Origin of the sequence: Phycobacter sedimenti, assembly GCF_038148855.1 — a bacterium.
In the GTDB taxonomy this organism is placed as follows: Bacteria; Pseudomonadota; Alphaproteobacteria; order Rhodobacterales; family Rhodobacteraceae; genus Phycobacter; species Phycobacter sedimenti.
This window is the reverse complement of sequence record NZ_JBBVGR010000004.1, coordinates 206,439-226,157: the sequence shown is the minus strand read 5'-3', so window position 1 is coordinate 226,157 and position 19,719 is coordinate 206,439. Positions and strand designations below refer to the sequence as shown.

Below are 19,719 nucleotides of genomic sequence, written 5' to 3'. Positions count from 1 at the left end.
GTCTCAGGGACGGCCCGCAGGCGTGAGGTCCTCGAAGGCCTTGCCGGTCACCTCTTTGTATTCCGCCTCGTCCCAGAACCCGATCAGGATCCCGGTTTCTGCCGCCAGCTTCTGTCGTGCCAGCACTGTCTGGGTTGCGGTGATCCGGGTGTGGTGTCGGGTTGCCCACTCAAGCAGCGCGGCCTCCATCCGCGCCCGCACCTCCACATGTTCGGGCAGGTCCGATCCGCCGATGTCCGTGACCTCCTGCGGGTCGGTCTCAAGATCAAACAGGACCGGGCGGAAGCCTTCGCAGCGAATGTATTTCCAGCGCCCGTCAAAGATCATCGTGGTATGGGCGTCTTCCTGTGGCTGCTTTAACGTGCGGGCCATGTCGGACCAGTGATAGTCATGTTCGCTGATGACATAGCGGCGCGAGAACACGTCCTTGCCATGCAGGATCGGCGTCAGGTCGCGCCCCTCGATCACATGGGGTTTGGCAGGGCAGCCGACGGCGTTCATGAAGGTGGGTGCCAGGTCGATCATCTCGACCAATTCATCCGTCACCAGCCCGCGGGTGCCATCTGCCTCGGTGCGGGGATCGGCAATGATCAGCGGCACCTTCACGGCCATCTCGTGATAGAAGTCCTTGTCGCCCATCCAGTGGTCGCCCATGTAGTCGCCGTGGTCCGAGGTGAAGGCGACGATGGTGTTCTCGTTGAGGCCCTTTTCATCCATCCATGCGAACAGCCGACCAAGGTTGTCATCCAGCTGTTTGATCAGCCCCATATAGGCGGGGATCACATGTTCGCGGACGTGATCGCGTGCAAAACTGCGGCACACCCGAGCATCGAGATAGGCCTGCATCAGCGGATGATCCGTCTGCCGCTCGGCCTCGGATCGCACCGGATCAATGATGTGCCGCTCGTCATACATGTCGTGATAGGGGGCGGGCACGATATAGGGCCAGTGAGGTTTGATATAGGAGAGGTGGCAGACCCAGGGGCGCCCGTCCTTTTGGGCCTCTTCCATAAACGCCATGGCGCGGTCGGTCATATAGGCGGTTTCCGAATGTTCCTCTGGCACGTTGGCGGCAAGGCGGGAATTTTTGAGTAGCCAGGCCGAGAGCAACTCACCATCGTCATCCAGGCCTGAGTTGGCAAAGTCTTCCCACGGGTTGTCGGAGGAGAACCCATGCGCCTCCAGATAGTCATCATAAGCAGACCAGTTCTGACGTGGGCTATCAGGGTGCAGCCCGTCGTCGCGCTCAAAAGGCTCGAACCCGCATTCGGAGACGCGCACGCCGATTTCGCTGCCGGGATCGATGCCAAGCCAGGCCATGCCCTCGGCGTCAGCGGTCATGTGGGTCTTGCCGACCAGAACCGCACGGGCGTCCACCTCGCGCAGATGGTCGCCCAGGGTCGGCTCGCCCACGCGCAGAGGCATGCCGTTCCAGGTGGAGCCATGGCTGCGCACATAGCGCCCGGTATAGGCCGACATCCGCGAGGGGCCGCAGACCGGCGATTGCACATAGGCGTTGGTGAAGCGCACGCCACGCGCGGCCAGCGCATCGATATGGGGGGTGTGCAGGTGCGGATGGCCATAGCAGCTGAGGTAGTCGAACCGCAGCTGGTCTGCCATGATCCAAAGCACGTTGGGGCGGTCTGTCATTCTACGGGGTCCTCTTCCAGAAACTCTTCGATGGGGATGCGCAGGAACTCTTCCATCCTATCGAGATAGCCGACAAAGGCGGTGATCTCCTCGTCCGAGAATACCCCGCGCAGCGCGGCGCGGCGCTGTGCCATCACCGGGGCGGCGCGTTCATAGGCGGCGCGACCTGCATCGGCGATTTCCACAATGGTCTGCCGTCCGTCCTGCACATCGCGGCGCATGGTCACGAAACCCTTGCGCCGCATCTCAGGCAGGGCGCGGCTGAGGAGGGAATGGTCGGCGCGCTGGATTGTCGCCAGGTCGCGGATCGTCATCGGCCCGACCTCATGCAGGTCCCAAAGGGTGCGCCATTCCACAATCGACAGCCCACCGCCTTTTTGCAGGAACTTCTGTCCCTGGCTGCGCGAGGCGGCGTAGACCGCGGGCAGGCGAGAGAAGATGTTGAAATCCTCGCGCGCTTGCCGTGCACGAATCCGCGCGATGTCCCGTTCTGTGGGCTTGCTCATTCTCTTCCTCCCATTGCCCTGATAAAGCCCGAAAAAATAATTGGTGACAAGTCATATAGTTTCTGCAAGCCTGAAAACATGACCCCCGCAGCAGGGGGCATCCGTCTTTGGAGGAGGGCGGGCACCTTAGGGAGGAACTCATGATCAAACAGACGCTTCTTGCAGGCGCGCTGGCGCTGGCCCCTATGGCGGCCGCAGCCCAGGCCACGCTGACCGCCGAGACCACGACGCCGGGTTCGACGCCACATTATATCGATTCGACGCTTGCCGCGGTGCTGGACAGTGCGGGCGTCGCCACCCTGCAGATCACCGAAGGCGCGACGCTGACCAATTCGGTGCAGGCGGTGGCCGAAGGGCGGCTGGACATGGCCCCCGCGCCGCTGATCCTGCCCTTCCTTTTGTCGCGCGGCATCGGTCCCTACAGCGGTATCGGCCCTGAGAAGGGCGCGGAACTGGCCGCCAATATCCGGGTGATCTTCTTCAACGCCGGCTCGGCGCAGATGCTGGGCTACTACAATAGCAACCCCATCGACGACATTCGCGATCTGGCCGGAAAACGCATCTGGAACGGCCCCCCGCGGGGTGCGGCGCTGACCTCAGGAAGGGCGATGATCCAGCTTTTGTCCGGCATCAAGGATGGCGAAGGCTATGAGGGGATCCAGACGCCCTGGCCCGATACGGTGTCCACCATCACTGGCGGCGGCGCCGATGCCTGGACGATCCCCGAAGGTCTGCCCTCTGGCCGACAGATCGCCATTGCGGCTGCGGGCGGTATCACCATTCACGACGTGCCGTCCGACCTTCTGGCCAGCAAGCTGGGCCAGCAGATCCTGGCCGCACCGGGCCATGCGCCCTATTCGGTGCCGGTTGAGGAGTTTCGCGCGGCCTATGCGGGCAATGACATCACCATTGTCACTGACGATGACAGTTTTGACAGTTTCGCCACTGCCTTTGGTCAGATCGTGCCGGCAGGGCTGGATGAGGAACTCGTCTATGCGGTGACCAAGGCCTACCTTGAGGGCGAGGAGCGTTTTCTCAAGGGCTCTCCGCGCGGGCCATACACGCGGCTCAGCTTTGGCGACATCGATGGCGTCAGCCAGGGGGCCTGTGGTGCGGTCCAGATCAAGATGCACCCCGGCGCGATCCGTGCTTTCGAGGATGCCGGTCACAAAATTGCTGACTGCCTGCGTCCGTAATCAGCAGTCCAGCAAGGTCGCTTTGGCGGCCTTGCCCGTTGCAGGGGTCCGGTGCCATGACAGATATCACTCCCTCCCGGCCCGTCGGTCAGCGCATTGCCGTGGTGCTTGCGTTTGCCCTTGTGCTTGTTGGCATGATCAACACGATGCCGGAAATCCCTGGCCTGCAGGACTGGGCGCGCGAGGTCACGGGGCGTCCGTTTTTCCGGGTCTCCGGTTTTCCGCCTGAGGTCTTTTTTCCGCCAGTCTTTCTTTTGATGATGCTCATCGTGGCGCTCGATGCCAGTGTCTACAGGGCCTGGAAGGAGAGCAGGCCGCATTTGGCGTGGCTGGGTCTGCTGATGGATGCGGGGCTGATCCTGGCGGCCTTTCTGGCGGCATTGGGATTCCTTGTCGAGATCGACTCGGTCTGCCTGATCGACCAGATCACCGGTGAACGGGCGCGTCTGATCAAGGAGGCCGCCGAGCGATCTGCGGGTGTCATTCCGGGGATCTCCTTTGAGGCCGAGGTGCCCGCCTGTCAGGCGCGGTTCGGGATCTGGATCATCCCGCTTCTGTTCACCATCATCACGCTGTTCTTTCTCTATAACGTGCGGGTCTGGGGGCTGCCGCTGGTGGCGGTGGCCAGCATCGTGGTGCTTTATACGGTGGGGACGGCGCTGATCTGGATCTTTGATCTCAGCGACAACAACTTCCTTCTGACCAAGCTTGGCGCCGATGGCGGAGACGTCACCGCTGCGGCGATCCAGAAGGCCACCAATGTCTTCATCACCCCGGATGGGTTCATGGGGCGCTTCATGGATATCGTAGTCAACCAGGTTTTTCCTTACGTGATCCTTGGCGCGCTGTTTGGCACTTCTGCTGGAGGAACATCTCTGATCAAACTGGCGGTACGGCTGACACGGCATCTGCGCGGCGGTCCGGCCCATGCCGCCATCGTGTCCTCGGCCATGTTCGGCACCATCACCGGCGGTCCTGTGACCAATGTGCTGTCCACCGGGCGGCTGACCATTCCGATGATGCGGCGCAACGGGTTTTCGCCCCAGTTTGCGGGCGGGGTCGAGGCTGCGGCCTCCTCCGGAGGGCAGATCATGCCGCCGGTCATGGGAGTGGCGGCCTTTGTGCTGGTTGCACTGACGGCGGTTCCCTACACCAAGGTGATAACGGCTGCCTTCCTGCCCGCCATGGCGTTTTTCTTTTCGATCTTCCTGGCAGTGATGTTCCAGGCCCGGCGCGAGCGGGTCGAGGCGATGCGCGAGATCCCCGAGGATTTGGTGATGCACCGTCAGGACTGGCTGAACCTTGTCATCATCTTCCTGCCGATCCTGACAATCCTGTTCCTGCTTCTGGGCAGCAAGGATGCGGTTGGCGTCGGCGTCTTTGCGGCCCTGATGCCGACGTTCGTGACCCAGATCGTCACCAACGCCACGGGCGATGCGGTCTCGGCAGGGTGGTGGGCTGTTGCGGTGCTGCTGCCACTCCTGTTCCTTGATCCCGAAACACGCGCGAAACCGTCAAAGATCCTCATATCGCTGGCCGATGGCGGGATCCTCATATCGCGTCTCTTCCTGCTCTTGTTCGCGGTGTCGATCATTTCGGCTTTCCTGAACGAAAGCGGTCTGACCGGAGAGCTGACACGCGCCGTCACCTCCTGGCTGGAGCAGGCGCAGATTCTGCGTCTCTTTGGCTTTGAGATCCCGATTGTCGGCGGGGTCTACCTGATGCTGGCGCTCACCTGCGCCATGATCTGCGCCATCATCCTGGGCATGGGGATGCCGACGGTGCCTGCCTATGTGAATGTGGCGCTCTTGCTGGGGCCGCTGCTGGCGAACCTTGGCGTTAGCTTTTTCACCGCGCATATGTTTGTCTTCTACTTCGCGGTTGCCTCGGCCATCACGCCGCCGGTCGCCATTGCCGCCTTTGCCGCCGCCTCGATCACCCGGACCGAGCCGATGCGCACAGGCATTGCTGCGGTGCGGGTTGGGATCGTGATGTTCACCATCCCCTTTGTCTTTGCCTGGTATCCAGAACTCTTGCTGATCGAGGAAGCCGTGACCATCACCGATGATATGGGCCGCCGTGTCCTCATCGAAGGGTACTCCGGCACGGTCAATCTGATTACGCTGACGCTCTTGGGGATGCGGTTGGTGCTGGCGCTTTATCTCATGGCCTCGGCCTTGGCGCGGTTTGACCGTGGGCTGCTTGCCCGATGGGAGATCGTCTTGCGCCTGCTTGCGGCCGTATTGGTGCTGTGGAAAACGGCCTTGGTGATGTGGATCGGTATTGCGCTGGCGCTTGCACTGATTGCGGCGCACGCCCTGCTGTCCAGATCACAACAGGCCCCCGAGACTGCGTAAGGAACAGCATTGCGCCGCCTCGTCGCCAACCGGGATCGCCAAGCGCCGGTCGGACAAGAGGCGAATTTTGCATTGTCCCGCTTTCCACTTCTGAAACAGCGGGATAATGTGCCGCCATGATATGGACCTTGCCGAATATCCTGACCGTTCTGCGTCTGCTTGCTGCACCCGGTCTTGCCATCATGTTCCTCTACTTCAATCGCCCGCTGGCGGACTGGTTTGCGCTGCTCCTGTTTGTGGGTGCGGCTGTGACCGACTGGTTCGACGGTTATCTGGCGCGGGCCTGGAAGCAGGAGACCAAGATCGGCGCCATGCTGGACCCCATCGCGGACAAGGCCATGGTGGTGATCGCCTTGATGATCCTGGTTGGCTATGCAGCAGAGCACTGGGCCCCCTGGCTTGTGCTGCCCGCGACAGTGATCCTGTTTCGCGAGGTGTTCGTGTCGGGCTTGCGCGAATACCTTGGTGACACGGCTGGTACGCTGAAGGTCACACAACTGGCCAAGTGGAAGACCACGGCGCAGATGACCGCCATTGCCGCGCTGTTTTGTCAGGGCGTGTTTGAGCACTATCTGGTGATGTCCTCCTTCGGGATGGATGATGCTCTCATTTCAGAGGTGCTGTCCGGGAGTGTGGAGGATACGGTGGGCCTGCGCTGGAAGTACGATGGCATGGTCTGGACTGGTCGGATCGGCCTGTGGCTCTTGTGGATCGCCGCAGCGCTCACGCTGATCACCGGCGTGGATTATCTGAAAAAGGCCCTGCCGCATCTGAAGGAGAGCCGCTGATGGACATTCTGTATTTTGCCTGGGTGCGTGAGCGGATCGGTCTGCCGCGCGAGACCATCGACACCTCTGCCGCCACGGTCTCGGATCTGGTTGCGGAGTTGCGCGCGCGCGAGCCGCGCTATGAGGCGGCCTTTGCCGATCTGTCGGCCCTGCGCGTGGCGCTCGATCAGGAGTTGTCGGATTTCGATGCCTCCCTTGAAGGGGTTCGCGAGGTTGCCTTCTTTCCGCCCATGACAGGGGGCTAGGGCGATGCGCATCAAGGTTCAGGAGGCCCCGTTCGATCTGGGGGCAGAGACCGAAGCATTCGCCGATGCGGTCGCTGGCGCAGGCGCGGTTGTCACCTTCACTGGCGTTGTGCGCGAGGCTGACACCGGCGAGATGTCCGCGATGGAGATCGAGCATTACCCGGGCATGACCCAGAAGGCGCTGGAGAAGATCGCCTCGGAGGCGATGACCCGCTGGGATCTGGCCGATGCGCTGGTCATCCATCGCCATGGACGGCTGGTTCCGGGTGATCGGATCATGATGGTCGCGACCGCTGCGCGCCACCGAAAGGACGCCTTTGAGGCGGCTGAATTCCTTATGGATTACCTCAAATCCCGCGCTCCCTTCTGGAAGAAGGAAATCCTGAAAGGGGGAGAGGCGGAGTGGGTTGCCGCAAAGGACGCAGATGAGGATGCGCTCAAGCGGTGGTAAACCTGCCTCTCTGGGTGCCTCATAAGGATCTGAAAGCAAATAATAAAGGGATGGTGCCTTGTCCGAACATAGGCGCTTGGAAGCGGTTTTAGGCCCATAAAAGGTAAGTATGCTTATAAATTTTGATTGACCATGGGGTGCCCATTACGTAAGTGTGCTTATCAAGTGACGCGCCGCGGAGGGAAAACGCATGCAATATCATCTGAACGGTTTTCGCCCCGGTGATCCGGCAGTTTCACCAAAGGCAGGTCTGGCTGATGCAGGGACCTTGCCCGATGAACTGGATGTTCTGATTGTCGGCAGCGGCCCCACAGGGCTGGTTCTGGCCAGCCAGCTTGCGGCATTCCCGGACATTCGTACCGGGATCGTAGAGCAGAAATCCAGCCCTCTTGAGATCGGTCAGGCGGATGGGATTGCCTGCCGCTCGATGGAGATGTTCGAGGCCTTCGGGTTCAGCGAAAAGATCCTGAAAGAGGCTTACTGGGTCAATGAAACCACCTTCTGGCGCCCAGATGCCGAGGAGCCGTCCAAGATCACCCGCAGCGGTCGCATTCAGGATACCGAAGACGGGCTTTCGGAGTTCCCCCATGTGATCCTCAACCAGGCGCGGGTGCATGACTTTTTCCTCGAGACCATGCGCAATGCGCCCACCGCGTTGGAACCCTGGTACAATCACCGCATTAAGGATCTGAAGGTGGAGCAGGGCGCGGACTATCCCCTGACCGTGACCCTGGAGCGCACAGATGAAGGCCATGAATGCGAAACCCATGTATTGCGCGCCAAATACGTGGTGGGCTGCGATGGCGCGCGCAGCCGCGTACGCGAGGCGATCGGGCGCAAGCTGACCGGGGATTCCGCCAATCAGGCCTGGGGCGTGATGGATGTCTTTGCGGTCACCGACTTCCCCGATATCCGCATGAAGGCCACCGTGCATTCGGCGGAAGAGGGCAACCTGTTGGTGATCCCGCGCGAGGGTGGCTACATGGTCCGGCTCTATATCGAGCTGGACAAGCTGAAAGCGGATGAACGGGTCGCCAGTCGCAACATCACGCTCGATAAACTGGTGGCGGCGGCCAAGCGGATCCTGCACCCCTATACGCTGGAGGTGAAGGAAACCGCCTGGTGGTCGGTCTATGAGATCGGCCAGCGGCTGTGCGACAAGTTCGACGATGTCCCGGTAGAGAGTATCGACCATCAACTCCCGCATGTTTTCATCGCGGGCGATGCTTGTCACACCCACAGCCCCAAGGCGGGGCAGGGCATGAATGTCTCCATGCGCGACGGGTTCAATCTGGGCTGGAAACTTGCTGCCGTGCTGCGCGGGCAGGCCGTGCCTGAGATCCTGCACAGCTACTCTGCCGAACGGCAGGGCGTGGCCAAGATGCTGATCGATTTCGACCGCGAGTTCGCCCGCATGTTCAGTGCCAAACCCAAATCGGGCGACAACAAGGATGGCGTCGATCCCGAAGAGTTCCAGAAGTATTTCGTGCAGCACGGGCGGTTCACCGCCGGGACGGCCATTCAATACGCGCCCTCGGTTCTGACCGGTGAGGATACCCATCAGGCCCTCGCCACAGGTTTCCCGCTGGGCATGCGGTTCCACTCGGCGCCGGTCATCCGGCTTTCTGATGCACGGCCCATGCATCTGGGGCATGTGGTGCGGGCCGATGGACGCTGGCGGCTTTTTGCCTTCGCGGGTGCGGATGACCGGGGCGGCGAAGGGGGCAGGCTTCATTCTTTGTGTCGGTTCCTGGAAACGGATGAAACATCCCCAGTGCGCCGCTACACGCCAGCGGATTCCGACATCGACTCGGTTCTGGATCTGCGCGCGGTGCTGCAACAGGATTTCCGCAGCCTGACGCCGGGCGACATGCCGGGCCTTCTGCGTCCGCTCAAAGGCAAATACGGCTTGCGCGACTATGAAAAGGTCTTTTGCCCGGATCTGAAATCAGGTCAGGACATCTTTGACATGCGCGGCATTGACCGCATCCGAGGCTGCATGGTTCTGGTGCGCCCGGACCAGCATGTGGCCCAGGTGCTGCCGCTTGATGCTCATGAGCAGCTCGGCCGGTTCTTTGACGCCTTCATGATCCTGCCCAGTGGTCTGCGTGGCGTTCAGGCCGCGGCAAAGTGACAGGCGACATGGGGCGCGCTGCAGGCCTATAGAACTGGTTGCTCCTGTCGGCAGATCTCCTGCGCCTTGGGGCAGCGCTGCTGCGCAAGAGTGCAGTCCTTGGGCGGGTTGACCGGGCTTGGCGGATCGCCTGACAGTTTGAGTGGACGCACGTATCCTAAGGATTTGCGGCGCGCCAATGAGGGTGCAGCCGCCAGCAGGGCCTGCGTGTAGGGGCGCTTGGGACTGTCAAACAGATCCTCGCGGCTGGCCCGTTCGACGGTCTGTCCGAGGTGCAACACCGCCACATCATCGCAGAGGCGCCGCACCACTCCAAGGTCGTGGCTGATGAAAAGGTAGGACAGAGCCGGTGCTCGTTTCATCCGTGCCAAAAGGTTCATCTGATCTTTCAGGATCCCTGTTCTTTCCTAAATCCAAGATTGCGGGTGGTGGATATCGTGCGCGAGAGGATGGATCGGATGAATATCCCGACGACGTGCCCGCATCGCCTGATCGTCGAGCCGGAGCAGGTCCTCACGCTGGAACAGGATTTCAACACCCGCAGCCGGACCCGCTTCCACCGGATCAGTCCCGCCAAAGTGGTCCGGTTTGGGTGCTGGTGCATGATCGGTTTGCGGTTTGTTGCGACGATGTTCTCGGGGAGTGGCCTTGCGGATCGTGCCTGGGCGCAGACCTGCGAGGATTGGTGGGCGGCGGCCTGCTGCATTGAGGTCGATCAAGGAGTGGCCTGACCCAATGGGATACCTCTGGTGCACCCCGTTCGGGAGAGGGGATGCAGCAGGGAGGCACCGCCATGATCTTTCAGAACCGCAGCGAAGCGGGCAAGGCGCTGGCAGCTGCGCTGGTGGCCAAAGGGTACGAGGCGCCCGTGATCCTGGCTTTGCCACGTGGCGGCGTGCCCGTCGCGATTGAGGTGGCGCGTGCACTGAAGGCTCCAATGGATCTGGTGATGGTCCGCAAGATCGGCGCGCCGGGCCAGCCGGAGCTCGCGGTGGCGGCCGTCGTGAATGGAGACGCTCCGCAGATTGTCGTGAACGAAGCGATCGCCGGTTCCTTCCGCCTGTCGCGGGCAGAGATCGAAGAAATGTCCAAACCCCGGCTGGAGGAAATCCGGCGTCGCAGGGCGCTCTATCTCAAAGGACGGAGCCAGCCTCCGCTGGAGGGACGCACGGTGATCGTCGTTGATGATGGGATTGCAACAGGCGCGACGGTTCGCGCATCGCTGAAGGCGGTCCGCGCACGGGGTCCCGCAAAGCTGGTGCTGGCCGTGCCCGTTGCACCGCCCGATGTGGCCGGGGACCTTGCGGCAGAGGTGGATGAGCTGATCTGCCTGCACCAGCCGGTGCCCTTTGGTGCCATCGGCCGGTTTTACGCCGACTTCCCACAGACCCCGGACGCCGAGGTGATCACCCTGCTGGATGAAGCCGAGGGCTTGGCGAAGCAGGATCGTATGTGACACCTTCGACAGGAAACAGCTTCACCGACCAAGGAAACAAAATGTCTGACACGGCTTTGTCGCCCGACGCCCTTCGGCGGATCTGCGATCCGGCAGATCTTGCCTTCGAGACCACCGCCGAGTTGGACCCGCTTGAAGGGCAACTGGGGCAGGCGCGGGGCATGGAGGCGATCCGGCTTTCTGCCCAGATGAAGCATCGTCGCTTCAATCTTTATGTGCAGGGGCCGAACGGCAGCGGGCGGAAATCTGCTGTCCTGCGTGTGCTCGAGGAGGAGGCCGCAAGCCGTCCGGTTCCCAAGGACTGGGTCTATGTGCAGAATTTTGATGATGCGGATCAGCCCAATGCAATCTGCTTGCCGCGCGGGCAGGGGCCGCTGTTGCGCAGTGCCATGGCGCGTCTTCTGGAGGAGCTGGCCAATCACATTCCAGCGCTGCTGGTCTCCGAGGATTATCAGAACAAGCGCATGGCGCTGGAGCAGGAGTTCAACGCCCGGCGGGAAAAGGCCTTTGATGCTCTGCGTCAGAAGGCCGAAGCCCAGAACGTCGCGATCCTGAGCACACCCATGGGATTCTCCCTGGCCGCAAAGCGGGATGAGGAGATTCTCAAACCGGAGGTGATCGAGAAGCTGCCCGAGGAAGAGCGCGCCCTGATCCGTGCGGCGGTCTCCGAAATTCAGGCCGATCTTGAGGACTTTCTGCTGGATCAGCCCGAACATGAGCGCCAGCAACGCGATGCGCTGACCCACCTCAATGCCGATATGGCGCGGATTGCCGTGGATGCCGCGGTGGATCGGGCCTGCCGTGGGTTCGTGGAAATCGACGAGCTTGCCCCCTATTTTCGGGCGCTGCGAGACGATCTGGTGTCTCATGCGGATCTGTTCCTGGCGCTGGAAATCGGGCGCTCGAAGGATCCCTTTCCTGCCGGTCTGGCGGCGCTGCGCGAAGATCCGAAGTTTCACCGCTACCATGTGAATGTGGTCGTCACCCATGATCCCAAAGGCACAACCGCGCCGGTGGTTGAGGAGAGCTTGCCGACCTTGGCCAACCTGACCGGGCAGATCGATTATATGGCGATGCAGGGGGTTCTGGTCACCGACTTCACCCAAATCAAACCGGGCGCCTTGCACCGGGCCAATGGTGGCTTTCTGGTGGTGGATGCGCGGCGTGTCCTGGGGGAGCCTTTTTCCTGGGATGCCCTCAAACGCTGCCTTGAGACCGAGGCCGTGCATGTGATCACACCGGGCGAAAGGCTGGGGCTGATCTCCACCACAACGATGAAGCCGGAGCCGATTCCCCTGGATGTGCGGGTGGTGCTGGTTGGGGATCGCATGCTCCATATGCTGCTGGCCGAATTCGACCCTGACTTTGATAAATTCTTCCGCGTTACGGCGGATTTCGGTCCCGACATGGGTCGCGACGGCGAGAGTGTTGTGCTTTTTGCCCGAAGGATTGCCGCCCTTGTCCGGGATGAGGGCTTGCGCCCGGTGACGGCGGACGGGGTTGCAGCCCTGATTGATGCCGCTGCGCGCCTGGCTGCGGATCAGGAGAAACTGAGCCTCAGAATAGAAACGCTTTGGGACATCCTGCGGGAGGGCAACCACCGCGCCCGCAAGGAAAAGGCCCCCGCGATCACGGCACAGCATGTCACTGGGGCAATCGAGGCGGCGGAGGAACGGCGCGGTCTGATCCGTGACCGCGTGCATGAGATGATCCGGCGCGGCACCATCATGATTTCGACCCACGGCAGTGAGATCGGCCAGATCAACGGGTTGACCGTCTCTGCCCTTGGCGATGAAAGCTTTGGGGCGCCGGTGCGGATCACCGCACGTGTTCGGGTCGGCGGGGGGCGTGTGGTTGATATCGAGCGCGAAGCCAAGATGGGCGGTCCGATCCATTCGAAGGCGGTTCTGATCCTGTCGGGCTATCTGGCCGCGCGTTATGTGCCGCAAACGCCCCTGTCGCTCTGGGCGAGCCTTGTCTTCGAGCAAAGCTATGGCGGGGTCGAAGGCGACAGCGCCTCACTTGCCGAGCTGTGCGCGCTGATGTCGGCCCTTGCAGAGGTGCCGATCTCGCAGTCCTATGCGGTGACGGGATCCGTGAACCAGATGGGTGATGTGCAGCCCATCGGGGGCGTCAACGAAAAGATCGAGGGCTTCTTCGAGGTCTGCAAGGCCCAGCGGCTGACGGGCCGACAGGGGGTCGTGATTCCGCGTGCCAATGTGCCCAATCTGATGCTGAAGACAGAGGTGGTCGACGCGGTGCGCGCGGGGCAATTCCAGATCCACGCGGTCTCCCATGTGGATGAGGCGATCGAGCAGCTGACCGGTCTGCCCGCCGGCCTGCGCGATCTGCATGGAGAGTTCGAGGACGGCTCCATCAACGGCAATATCGAGGTCAAACTGCTGGAGTTCGCCCAGACACGCGCGGCGATGGGCTCCTCCTCGGGATCGTCTGGCGTGAGCGAAGAGGATTAGGCATGGCAGACAGGGCGCTGATCACGCGCCCTGTTGTCTCAACGCGTGTCTGGGAGGGCTTCCGCCTCTGCCAGGTCCCAGAACAGCCCGGCCATCAGCCTCAGCGCATCGCGGCACAGGGGCTTGAGGACATGCTCGTTCGGCGCATGCTGTGAACAGCCGCGATAGGAATGCGGGATCCAGACGGTTGGCAGGCCCAGGATGTCGGCAAAGCAATCGTTGGGAAGCGACCCTGCGAGGTTGGGCAGGATATGGGGAGGCTGGCCCGCGGTGCGGGTCAGCGAGCCTGCCACGAAATCGACCCACGGATGATCCGGGTCAAGCCGGGTTGCCTTGAAGGGCCCGCCTTTGTCGGGCACGATCTCGACGTTTTCAAACCCGTGATGGTCCAGGTGCCTGCGCAAGGCCGGGAGGATATCGTCGGGATCAGTGCCCACCACATAGCGCAGCTGGCAGGTGGCCCGCGCCCGCCCGGAGATCGCATTGACCGGTGCTTCGGGAACGCCGCTGGTCATCGCCAGCACCGCGAAGGAATTCCAGCCAAAGGCACGTTCGGCGGGGGTGAGGCTTTCTTCGCCCCAGTCGAGGTCCACTTTGGGGCCGCTTTCCCCTTCGATCGGCAGGCCGTCCAACGCGGCGCGCACGGTATCTGTCAGGCTGTCGGGGCGCCATTCGGGGATCTTAATCTGGCCACGCCGGTCGCAGATTGTGCCAAGGGCATGTGCCAGGATCATCGCGGGGTCTGCCAGCAAGCCGCCCCAGTTGCCCGAGTGATGCGCCCCTTCGCGCAGATCGACAACCAGATCGAAATTCACGCCTCCGCGCGAGCCCATGAACATCGTCGGCGTTTCCGGCTGCAGGCGCGGCCCGTCCGAGGCAATCAGGACGTCAGCCTTGAGGCGGTCCTTTTGAGCCCGGAAAAAGTCGCCAAGACCTGCCGATCCGGTTTCTTCGGACATCTCCACCACGATGCGGACGTTGAACCCAAGGTGCCCGCGTTCGGCAAGCACGGCCTCGAGGGCGGCGATATTGATCAGGTGCTGGCCCTTGTTGTCAGCGGTCCCGCGGCCGTAAAGGCGCTCGCCCTCGTCCACCAGATGAAAGGGCGCAAGCCCCTCGCGCCACTGATCGGCCTGGCCGCGCACCACATCGCCATGCCCGTAGGTCAGGATGGTGGTCAGGGTGGCGTCCTCGATCCGCTCTCCAACCAGGAGCGGACCAGCCCCCGCCACCGGATTATCAAAAATCTCGCAGGTGAATCCGGCGGCCTCCAGGCGTGGTCGGGTTGCGCTTTGCAGGTAACGTGTCAGCTCGTGCCCGCTGTCCGGTTTCTGGCTTTCTGTCGGGTAGGTGACCCAGTCCGCCAGGTCGTCCTGAAAGGTTCCGCTGTCAAAATAGGCTTCTGCGCGCGCAATGGCACCAGCGCGGTCGGGGAAGGAAGTATCGCTCATCTTATCTGGGGCCTTTGGATCTGTCATGTTGAGGGCAGCTGCGGGTCAGCGCCAGGAGATGCAATTGCCAAGCTGTGACAGACCATTCACTTCCAGTCCAGTTCCGCTCCGGTCAATGCGATCAGCAGGGTGTCTTCGGGCATCTGGCCCAACCCTTCGAACATCTTGATGTAGTTGAGATTGGAATGAATGTCCGTGATTTTGCCGTCCATGATCCGAAACACCATCTGGCCGTCAAACTCAAACGGAGGACGGTGAGGATGGTCATTCACGGCGACATTGAAACAGGCGATCACCCAGTCGCCCATTTCCTCCAGAACGGTGAATGTCAGCTCTGGCGGACATTGAAACAGGGATTTCAGGGCCGAAACGATATCGATTGATCGGAAGTCCTTGCCCGCCACGCTGGAGACCGGGCCGCTTGCCTTTGTGTTGGACGAAAACATGTCGTCCAGGATCTTATCGTTGTCTTTGCCCCATACTTCTTCCACCCAAAAACGCACGAGTTCAATCTTGCTGGTCACTTAGTCCTACCCGTTTTAAATCCCACTGAGGGAAACATATTCCGCAAGGGCAGCTTTCGTCGAGAGAGTAGTTCTGCTTGGTGGAACCTGTGCCTGAAATGTCGGAATTGACTGTGTGCTTACCTTTGGTTCGTCTGGGCAGCTTGTTGCCAAGCTGGTAGATGTTTTGCATCGGTCGGGGTTGCGGGCAACCTGCACCGGTGCGGAGGAGATTGGCCCCCGTGCTGCGCCACGGGAGGAGCTGAGCCCGGTGCGCTTTGGAGGGAAAGCATGCAAGACTCTGATGTGATCATCGTGGGAGGTGGCCTGGCCGGGCTTGTGGCGGCGGCAGAACTGGCGGACCGGGGCAAGAGCGTCATCATCGTCGATCAGGAGCCCGAAGGATTTCTGGGCGGGCAGGCCTTCTGGTCGCTGGGTGGCCTTCTGATGATCGACAGCCCCGAGCAGCGCCGCATGGGCATCCGAGACAGCCGGGACCTGGCCTATTCCGACTGGATGGGCAGTGCGGGGTTTGACCGGGACGAAGATCATTGGCCGCGCAAGTGGGCGGAAAGCTATATCGATTTTGCGGCCGGAGAGATGCGGCCCTGGCTGCATGCCATGGGAATGCGTTGGTTTCCCATCGTGGGCTGGGCGGAACGGGGTGGGTCCTTTGCGTCCGGGCATGGCAACTCCGTCCCGCGGTTTCATCTGACCTGGGGTGTGGGTCCGGGCACTCAGGAACCTTTCGAACGACGCGTGCGCGAGCATGAAAAGGCCGGGCGGATCATCCTCAGGTTCCGTCATCGCTGCTCGCACCTCCTGATGGAGAACGGGGCCTGCAAGGGGATCAGCGGGGAAATCCTGGCCGAGGATCGCAGTGCACGCGGGCAGCAGACCAACCGGGATGTTGTAGGCGATTTCGAGCTGCGCGCGGCCAGCGTCGTCGTGGCGTCGGGTGGTATCGGAGGTGATCTGGATCTGGTGCGCAAGGCCTGGCCTGTCGACCGGCTTGGTCCCGCGCCGAAGGAAATGATTTCGGGTGTGCCCGCCCATGTGGACGGGCGCATGGTGGCGATCACGCAAGAGGCAGGCGGCCATGTGATCAACGCGGATCGCATGTGGCACTACACCGAAGGCGTGAAGAACTGGGATCCGATCTGGCCCAATCACGGCATTCGCATTCTGCCCGGGCCGTCGTCGATGTGGTTCGACGCAAACGGCAACCGCTTTGCGCCGCCTGCGATGCCGGGTTTCGATAGCCTTGGCACGCTGAAGGCCATTTTGGCGACGGGCTATGACTATTCCTGGTTCATCACCACCCAGAAGATCATCAAGAAGGAATTCGCCCTGTCAGGGTCCGAGCAGAACCCGGATCTGGCGTCAAAAAGCTGGAAACAGGTTTTGAAGCAGCGGCTTTTGAACAAGAAGGCCACGCCCAATGTGGAAGCCTTCAAGGAGCACGGTGAGAATTTTGTTGTCGCCGACAGGCTGGATGATCTGGTGGCCAAGATGAACGCCCTGGAAGGCAATAGCCTTTTGGACGTTGAAAAGATCCGGGCCGAGATCACGGCGCGCGATGCACAGATCGCCAATCCGTTTTCAAAGGACGCTCAGATGATGGCCATTCACGCCGCGCGGAACTATCGCGGGGACAAGCTGATGCGCACCGCCAAACCGCATCGCATTCTGGACCCGGACAATGGACCTTTGATCGGGGTCAAGCTGAACATCATCACCCGCAAGACGCTTGGGGGGGTGCAGACCGATCTGAACGGGCAGTTGATCGATGCTGATGGAAAAACCATTCCGGGGCTTTTCGCGGCGGGCGAGGTCGCCGGGTTCGGAGGCGGCGGCTATCACGGCTACAACGCGCTTGAAGGCACCTTTTTGGGAGGCTGCATTTTTTCCGGGCGTCAGGTGGGGCGGTCGGATACGATTGCCTGACCGGTCTGTATCAGTCGTCGGTCAGGTAATTGGAAAGGTAGGACGTCAGGACTGTAAGGGTTTCCTTTGCGAAGACATCCGCGTGAAACAGGGTGGACTGGGCCGCGATCAGGTCCTCCATCGTCACGGCGATCTGAAGGACGGTTTGCGCAACGACTCTCGGATCGCCGTCATGAAACCCGTCCAGGCCTTGCTTCCAGCGCATCTCCAGAAAATCCGTGACATACTCGCGTTGCTGATCCTCTGCGGCCACCGCCGTACGTTGGGAGACGAAATGCATCAGCAGCGGCGCATAATGCGGGTTGTTCTGGATATGGTTTCGTTGCGACAGGATGATCTGATGAACCCGGTCCTTCCAGGCTGGCCAAGTCTGTCTGTCGTCCGCAATTTCCACAATTCGATCCCGCAGTTCCTGCGCGCTTTGCAGGTAAAGTTCGTTCAGAACATGCGTCACATCCGAAAAGTAGCGGTAGATTGAACTGACGGGAATCCCGGCCTCGTTCGCAATCATCGTTGTGGTGATCGACTGCAGCGGGGTTTCGGACAGCAGATGCGCGGTTGTGTTCAGGATCAAATGAATGCGCCGGACCGCGCGGACCTGTTTCGGGGTTTCCCGCGTCTTCAGGGGGCCAAACCTAAGGCAGGGAAATGCGTCAACACTCATGGGAAAGCCTCAGGTGTTCGAGGAGCGATTGGGTCGACCGTGCCCCTGTCGGGTGGGGGGCGGCTTCTGCTTGGCGGATCAGCTCCGACAGGGAGGCGTTGATAGGCGCGGCGGTGCCCGATTGTTCAGCCAGGCGCAGGATTTCATTGGTGAGGGTGTCTATTTCGGTCGGGCGGCCCGCAGCCATGTCGGCCGCCATGGAGGTCATGGACTCCGGGTCCAGCTTCTGAAGGTTCAGCAGGGTGCTGTTGAACACGGCATCAGGCAGCAACAGCAGACGGTGGACGAGCCGGGGCGACAGCGGACCGACCCTGCGCCATTGAATATGCGCCGCGTCATAAACGCTGAGCGCCTCGCGGAGCACCGCAGCATAGACCCGCCTGTAATCCCGCTGGCAGAGCATTTCGCGCAGTGGCAGTCCACTGAGGGCATTGACCGGGTTGATTAGATTGAGCAGCAGCTTGCCATACTGCAGCGGTTTGAGGTCTGGGCAGAGTTGCACGGGAACGCCTGTGGCTGCCACCAACTGCGCCAGTGCCTCGGTGGCACAGGTGCGCTCCAAGGCAAGGTCGCCGGTGCTGGACCGGTGCAGATGACTGCCAGATTTCCAAACCACGTTGAAAGGCACCATCCCGGCAACAATGTGATGCCTTGGCAAAGCTGCCCGCAAGTGATCGACCGGAGAGACCCCGTTCATCAGCGAAATGATCGTCGTGTCGTCGGCCACATGGGCGCTGAGCTGCTGGATCGATCGTTCCAGACCGGTTGATTTGTGGGCGAGCAGGACCAGGTCCGCGCCGTCGAGGGCGGCCGGACTGTCGGCCAGATCAAGCAGCGATAGCTGGGTTTGCAAGGGCACTCCTCCCGAAACCCTGAGGGGCCCCGGTGCCATCTGATCCCAGGTTGCGGTACGCCCGATCAATGTCAGTTGTGTGCCCGCCGCGTGACAGGCAGATGCCCAATGCGCCCCGAGAAAGCAGCCAATGGCACCTGCGCCGAGAATGGCAATTTTGCGGGGCGGTGTGTTCAACCGAGTGTTCTCCCAAGCAGCCCAAGGTTCGTATGGAGAAAGACGAATCCCTCGCCGGGACATGCGGACGGTCCGGCGTTAACTTTTTCCGCAAGGGAAGTAGTACAGACAATCGGTCAAATCACAAAGTGATTTCCAGCAGGATATTTGCGATAGATTTGCGATATCGCGTCCCGGCGCGATGTCAGCGCAAGGATGCGATATTCTCCATCAGCATGTCGCGGGCATCCAGAATATGCCGCCGGGTCAGCTCCGCGGCCTGCGCGGCATTGCCGTCGTTACATGCATTCCAGATCGCCATATGCTCTTCATGAGCGCGTTTCATGCCGTTTGAAAGAACCAACTGAGTCCGCAGATAGCGATCAACCCTGTCCATGGCATTGTCGATTACGTCGAGATGATATTGCAGACCGCTGGCTTGATAGAGCTCTGAGTGGAAATCCCGGTTCAACCGCCCCCAGGTCATGGGATCGTCCGACGCGGAGAAAGCCTCAAGGCACTCTTTGGCCCGCTGCAAGGTCTCCTGCGACATCTGGGGAACGGCCCGGCGGATGACTTCTGGTTCGATCAGCGCGCGGAAATCAAAGATTTCATGTGCTTCATCCGCAGAGAGTCCCGCGACGACGGCCCCTTTGTAGCGTTGGGTTTTGACCAACCCCTGTTCTTCGAGGCGTGAAATGGCCTCCCGGACGGGAATCCGGCTGGTGTTAAACATCCCGGCGATCTCATCCTGGCGCAGGGGTTCACCCACTTTCAGGTCCCCTTCGATGATCGCCTTGCGCAGCGCTTCGAAGACGATCGAAGACGCAGAGGCGGTTTTTGATATGTCGACGGGATTGAGCTTCATTCGGCTTGGGTCCTCCATAC

Annotated in this window: 18 protein-coding genes; 10 read left to right on the top strand and 8 right to left on the bottom strand. The window is 61.2% G+C overall.

Annotation, left to right across the window (positions count from 1 at the left end; translation table 11 throughout):
• Window positions 1-3: 3 nt before the first annotated feature.
• Window positions 4-1,650: a sulfatase-like hydrolase/transferase gene (locus AADA15_RS09055; protein WP_341641236.1), complete on the bottom strand. Its 1,647-nt coding sequence runs from the start codon at window positions 1,648-1,650 to the stop codon at window positions 4-6.
• Window positions 1,647-2,156 (bottom strand): MarR family winged helix-turn-helix transcriptional regulator, encoded by a 510-nt coding sequence (locus AADA15_RS09050; protein WP_341641235.1) that lies wholly within the window; start codon window positions 2,154-2,156, stop codon window positions 1,647-1,649. Before AADA15_RS09050 ends, AADA15_RS09055 begins: the two co-directional genes overlap by 4 nt.
• A gap of 140 nt (window positions 2,157-2,296) precedes the next feature.
• On the opposite strand from AADA15_RS09050, the gene AADA15_RS09045 reads away from it, so the two are divergent.
• The 6 genes from AADA15_RS09045 (at window position 2,297) to AADA15_RS09020 (ending at window position 9,327) form a co-directional block, all read left to right on the top strand.
• A complete protein-coding gene (locus AADA15_RS09045; RefSeq protein WP_341641234.1) occupies window positions 2,297-3,352 on the top strand; it encodes a TAXI family TRAP transporter solute-binding subunit in 1,056 nt (351 codons plus the stop codon).
• Window positions 3,353-3,408: 56 nt separating this feature from the next.
• Window positions 3,409-5,709, top strand: a complete 2,301-nt coding sequence (locus tag AADA15_RS09040) for a TRAP transporter permease (RefSeq protein WP_341641233.1) — start codon at window positions 3,409-3,411, stop codon at window positions 5,707-5,709.
• Between the two features lie 116 nt (window positions 5,710-5,825).
• Entirely contained in the window at window positions 5,826-6,497 is a 672-nt protein-coding gene (gene pgsA / locus AADA15_RS09035) for a CDP-diacylglycerol--glycerol-3-phosphate 3-phosphatidyltransferase (protein ID WP_341641232.1), read from the top strand.
• Complete coding sequence (gene moaD, locus AADA15_RS09030; protein ID WP_341641231.1) at window positions 6,497-6,742, top strand: molybdopterin converting factor subunit 1; 246 nt, start codon at window positions 6,497-6,499, stop codon at window positions 6,740-6,742. The genes pgsA and moaD overlap by 1 nt, the downstream gene beginning before the upstream one ends.
• A gap of 4 nt (window positions 6,743-6,746) precedes the next feature.
• Window positions 6,747-7,193 (top strand): molybdenum cofactor biosynthesis protein MoaE, encoded by a 447-nt coding sequence (locus tag AADA15_RS09025; RefSeq protein ID WP_341641230.1) that lies wholly within the window; start codon window positions 6,747-6,749, stop codon window positions 7,191-7,193.
• Between the two features lie 190 nt (window positions 7,194-7,383).
• Window positions 7,384-9,327, top strand: coding sequence for an FAD-binding monooxygenase (locus AADA15_RS09020; protein WP_341641229.1), 1,944 nt, complete (start codon window positions 7,384-7,386; stop codon window positions 9,325-9,327).
• 26 nt (window positions 9,328-9,353) lie between these two features.
• On the opposite strand, the gene AADA15_RS09015 is transcribed toward AADA15_RS09020, so the two are convergent.
• On the bottom strand, window positions 9,354-9,689 hold the full coding sequence (locus AADA15_RS09015) for an oligopeptide/dipeptide ABC transporter ATP-binding protein (protein ID WP_341641228.1): 336 nt from the start codon (window positions 9,687-9,689) through the stop codon (window positions 9,354-9,356).
• A 63-nt stretch (window positions 9,690-9,752) separates the two neighbouring features.
• Between AADA15_RS09015 and AADA15_RS09010 the strand changes: the two genes are divergently transcribed.
• The 3 genes from AADA15_RS09010 to AADA15_RS09000 all read left to right on the top strand — a co-directional run bounded on the left by AADA15_RS09010 (window position 9,753) and on the right by AADA15_RS09000 (window position 13,257).
• Window positions 9,753-10,058, top strand: coding sequence for a hypothetical protein (locus tag AADA15_RS09010; protein WP_341641227.1), 306 nt, complete (start codon window positions 9,753-9,755; stop codon window positions 10,056-10,058).
• A 62-nt stretch (window positions 10,059-10,120) separates the two neighbouring features.
• Window positions 10,121-10,783 carry a phosphoribosyltransferase gene (locus tag AADA15_RS09005; protein WP_341641226.1) on the top strand — a complete coding sequence of 221 codons (663 nt, stop codon included), beginning with the start codon at window positions 10,121-10,123 and terminating at the stop codon, window positions 10,781-10,783.
• Between the two features lie 41 nt (window positions 10,784-10,824).
• Window positions 10,825-13,257, top strand: a complete 2,433-nt coding sequence (locus AADA15_RS09000) for a Lon protease family protein (RefSeq protein WP_341641225.1) — start codon at window positions 10,825-10,827, stop codon at window positions 13,255-13,257.
• Between the two features lie 38 nt (window positions 13,258-13,295).
• Here the strand turns inward: AADA15_RS09000 and AADA15_RS08995 are convergent, their stop codons facing one another.
• Entirely contained in the window at window positions 13,296-14,708 is a 1,413-nt protein-coding gene (locus AADA15_RS08995; protein ID WP_341641224.1) for a M20 family metallopeptidase, read from the bottom strand.
• Window positions 14,709-14,794: 86 nt separating this feature from the next.
• Window positions 14,795-15,232: a nuclear transport factor 2 family protein gene (locus AADA15_RS08990; RefSeq protein ID WP_341641223.1), complete on the bottom strand. Its 438-nt coding sequence runs from the start codon at window positions 15,230-15,232 to the stop codon at window positions 14,795-14,797.
• Window positions 15,233-15,502: 270 nt separating this feature from the next.
• On the opposite strand from AADA15_RS08990, the gene AADA15_RS08985 reads away from it, so the two are divergent.
• Complete coding sequence (locus tag AADA15_RS08985; protein WP_341641222.1) at window positions 15,503-17,158, top strand: FAD-binding dehydrogenase; 1,656 nt, start codon at window positions 15,503-15,505, stop codon at window positions 17,156-17,158.
• A gap of 10 nt (window positions 17,159-17,168) precedes the next feature.
• On the opposite strand, the gene AADA15_RS08980 is transcribed toward AADA15_RS08985, so the two are convergent.
• The 3 genes from AADA15_RS08980 to AADA15_RS08970 all read right to left on the bottom strand — a co-directional run bounded on the left by AADA15_RS08980 (window position 17,169) and on the right by AADA15_RS08970 (window position 19,699).
• Window positions 17,169-17,822, bottom strand: a complete 654-nt coding sequence (locus AADA15_RS08980; RefSeq protein WP_341641221.1) for a TetR/AcrR family transcriptional regulator — start codon at window positions 17,820-17,822, stop codon at window positions 17,169-17,171.
• A complete protein-coding gene (locus AADA15_RS08975) occupies window positions 17,812-18,915 on the bottom strand; it encodes a 2-dehydropantoate 2-reductase (protein ID WP_341641220.1) in 1,104 nt (367 codons plus the stop codon). Before AADA15_RS08975 ends, AADA15_RS08980 begins: the two co-directional genes overlap by 11 nt.
• Window positions 18,916-19,036: 121 nt before the next feature.
• Complete coding sequence (locus AADA15_RS08970; RefSeq protein WP_341641219.1) at window positions 19,037-19,699, bottom strand: GntR family transcriptional regulator; 663 nt, start codon at window positions 19,697-19,699, stop codon at window positions 19,037-19,039.
• Window positions 19,700-19,719 lie beyond the last annotated feature (20 nt).

Bases quoted from the DNA above. Each gene is read 5' to 3' on its own strand.
- AADA15_RS08980 (WP_341641221.1), bottom strand. From the start codon at position 17,822: ATGAGTGTTGACGCATTTCCCTGCCTTAGGTTTGGCCCCCTGAAGACG.
- AADA15_RS09015 (WP_341641228.1), bottom strand. From the start codon at position 9,689: ATGAAACGAGCACCGGCTCTGTCCTACCTTTTCATCAGCCACGACCTT.
- AADA15_RS09045 (WP_341641234.1), top strand. From the start codon at position 2,297: ATGATCAAACAGACGCTTCTTGCAGGCGCGCTGGCGCTGGCCCCTATG.
- AADA15_RS08975 (WP_341641220.1), bottom strand. From the start codon at position 18,915: ATGTCCCGGCGAGGGATTCGTCTTTCTCCATACGAACCTTGGGCTGCT.
- AADA15_RS09040 (WP_341641233.1), top strand. From the start codon at position 3,409: ATGACAGATATCACTCCCTCCCGGCCCGTCGGTCAGCGCATTGCCGTG.
- AADA15_RS09020 (WP_341641229.1), top strand. From the start codon at position 7,384: ATGCAATATCATCTGAACGGTTTTCGCCCCGGTGATCCGGCAGTTTCA.
- AADA15_RS09050 (WP_341641235.1), bottom strand. From the start codon at position 2,156: ATGAGCAAGCCCACAGAACGGGACATCGCGCGGATTCGTGCACGGCAA.
- AADA15_RS09000 (WP_341641225.1), top strand. From the start codon at position 10,825: ATGTCTGACACGGCTTTGTCGCCCGACGCCCTTCGGCGGATCTGCGAT.
- AADA15_RS08970 (WP_341641219.1), bottom strand. From the start codon at position 19,699: ATGAAGCTCAATCCCGTCGACATATCAAAAACCGCCTCTGCGTCTTCG.
- AADA15_RS09055 (WP_341641236.1), bottom strand. From the start codon at position 1,650: ATGACAGACCGCCCCAACGTGCTTTGGATCATGGCAGACCAGCTGCGG.
- AADA15_RS08985 (WP_341641222.1), top strand. From the start codon at position 15,503: ATGCAAGACTCTGATGTGATCATCGTGGGAGGTGGCCTGGCCGGGCTT.
- pgsA (WP_341641232.1), top strand. From the start codon at position 5,826: ATGATATGGACCTTGCCGAATATCCTGACCGTTCTGCGTCTGCTTGCT.
- AADA15_RS08995 (WP_341641224.1), bottom strand. From the start codon at position 14,708: ATGAGCGATACTTCCTTCCCCGACCGCGCTGGTGCCATTGCGCGCGCA.
- AADA15_RS09025 (WP_341641230.1), top strand. From the start codon at position 6,747: ATGCGCATCAAGGTTCAGGAGGCCCCGTTCGATCTGGGGGCAGAGACC.
- moaD (WP_341641231.1), top strand. From the start codon at position 6,497: ATGGACATTCTGTATTTTGCCTGGGTGCGTGAGCGGATCGGTCTGCCG.
- AADA15_RS09005 (WP_341641226.1), top strand. From the start codon at position 10,121: ATGATCTTTCAGAACCGCAGCGAAGCGGGCAAGGCGCTGGCAGCTGCG.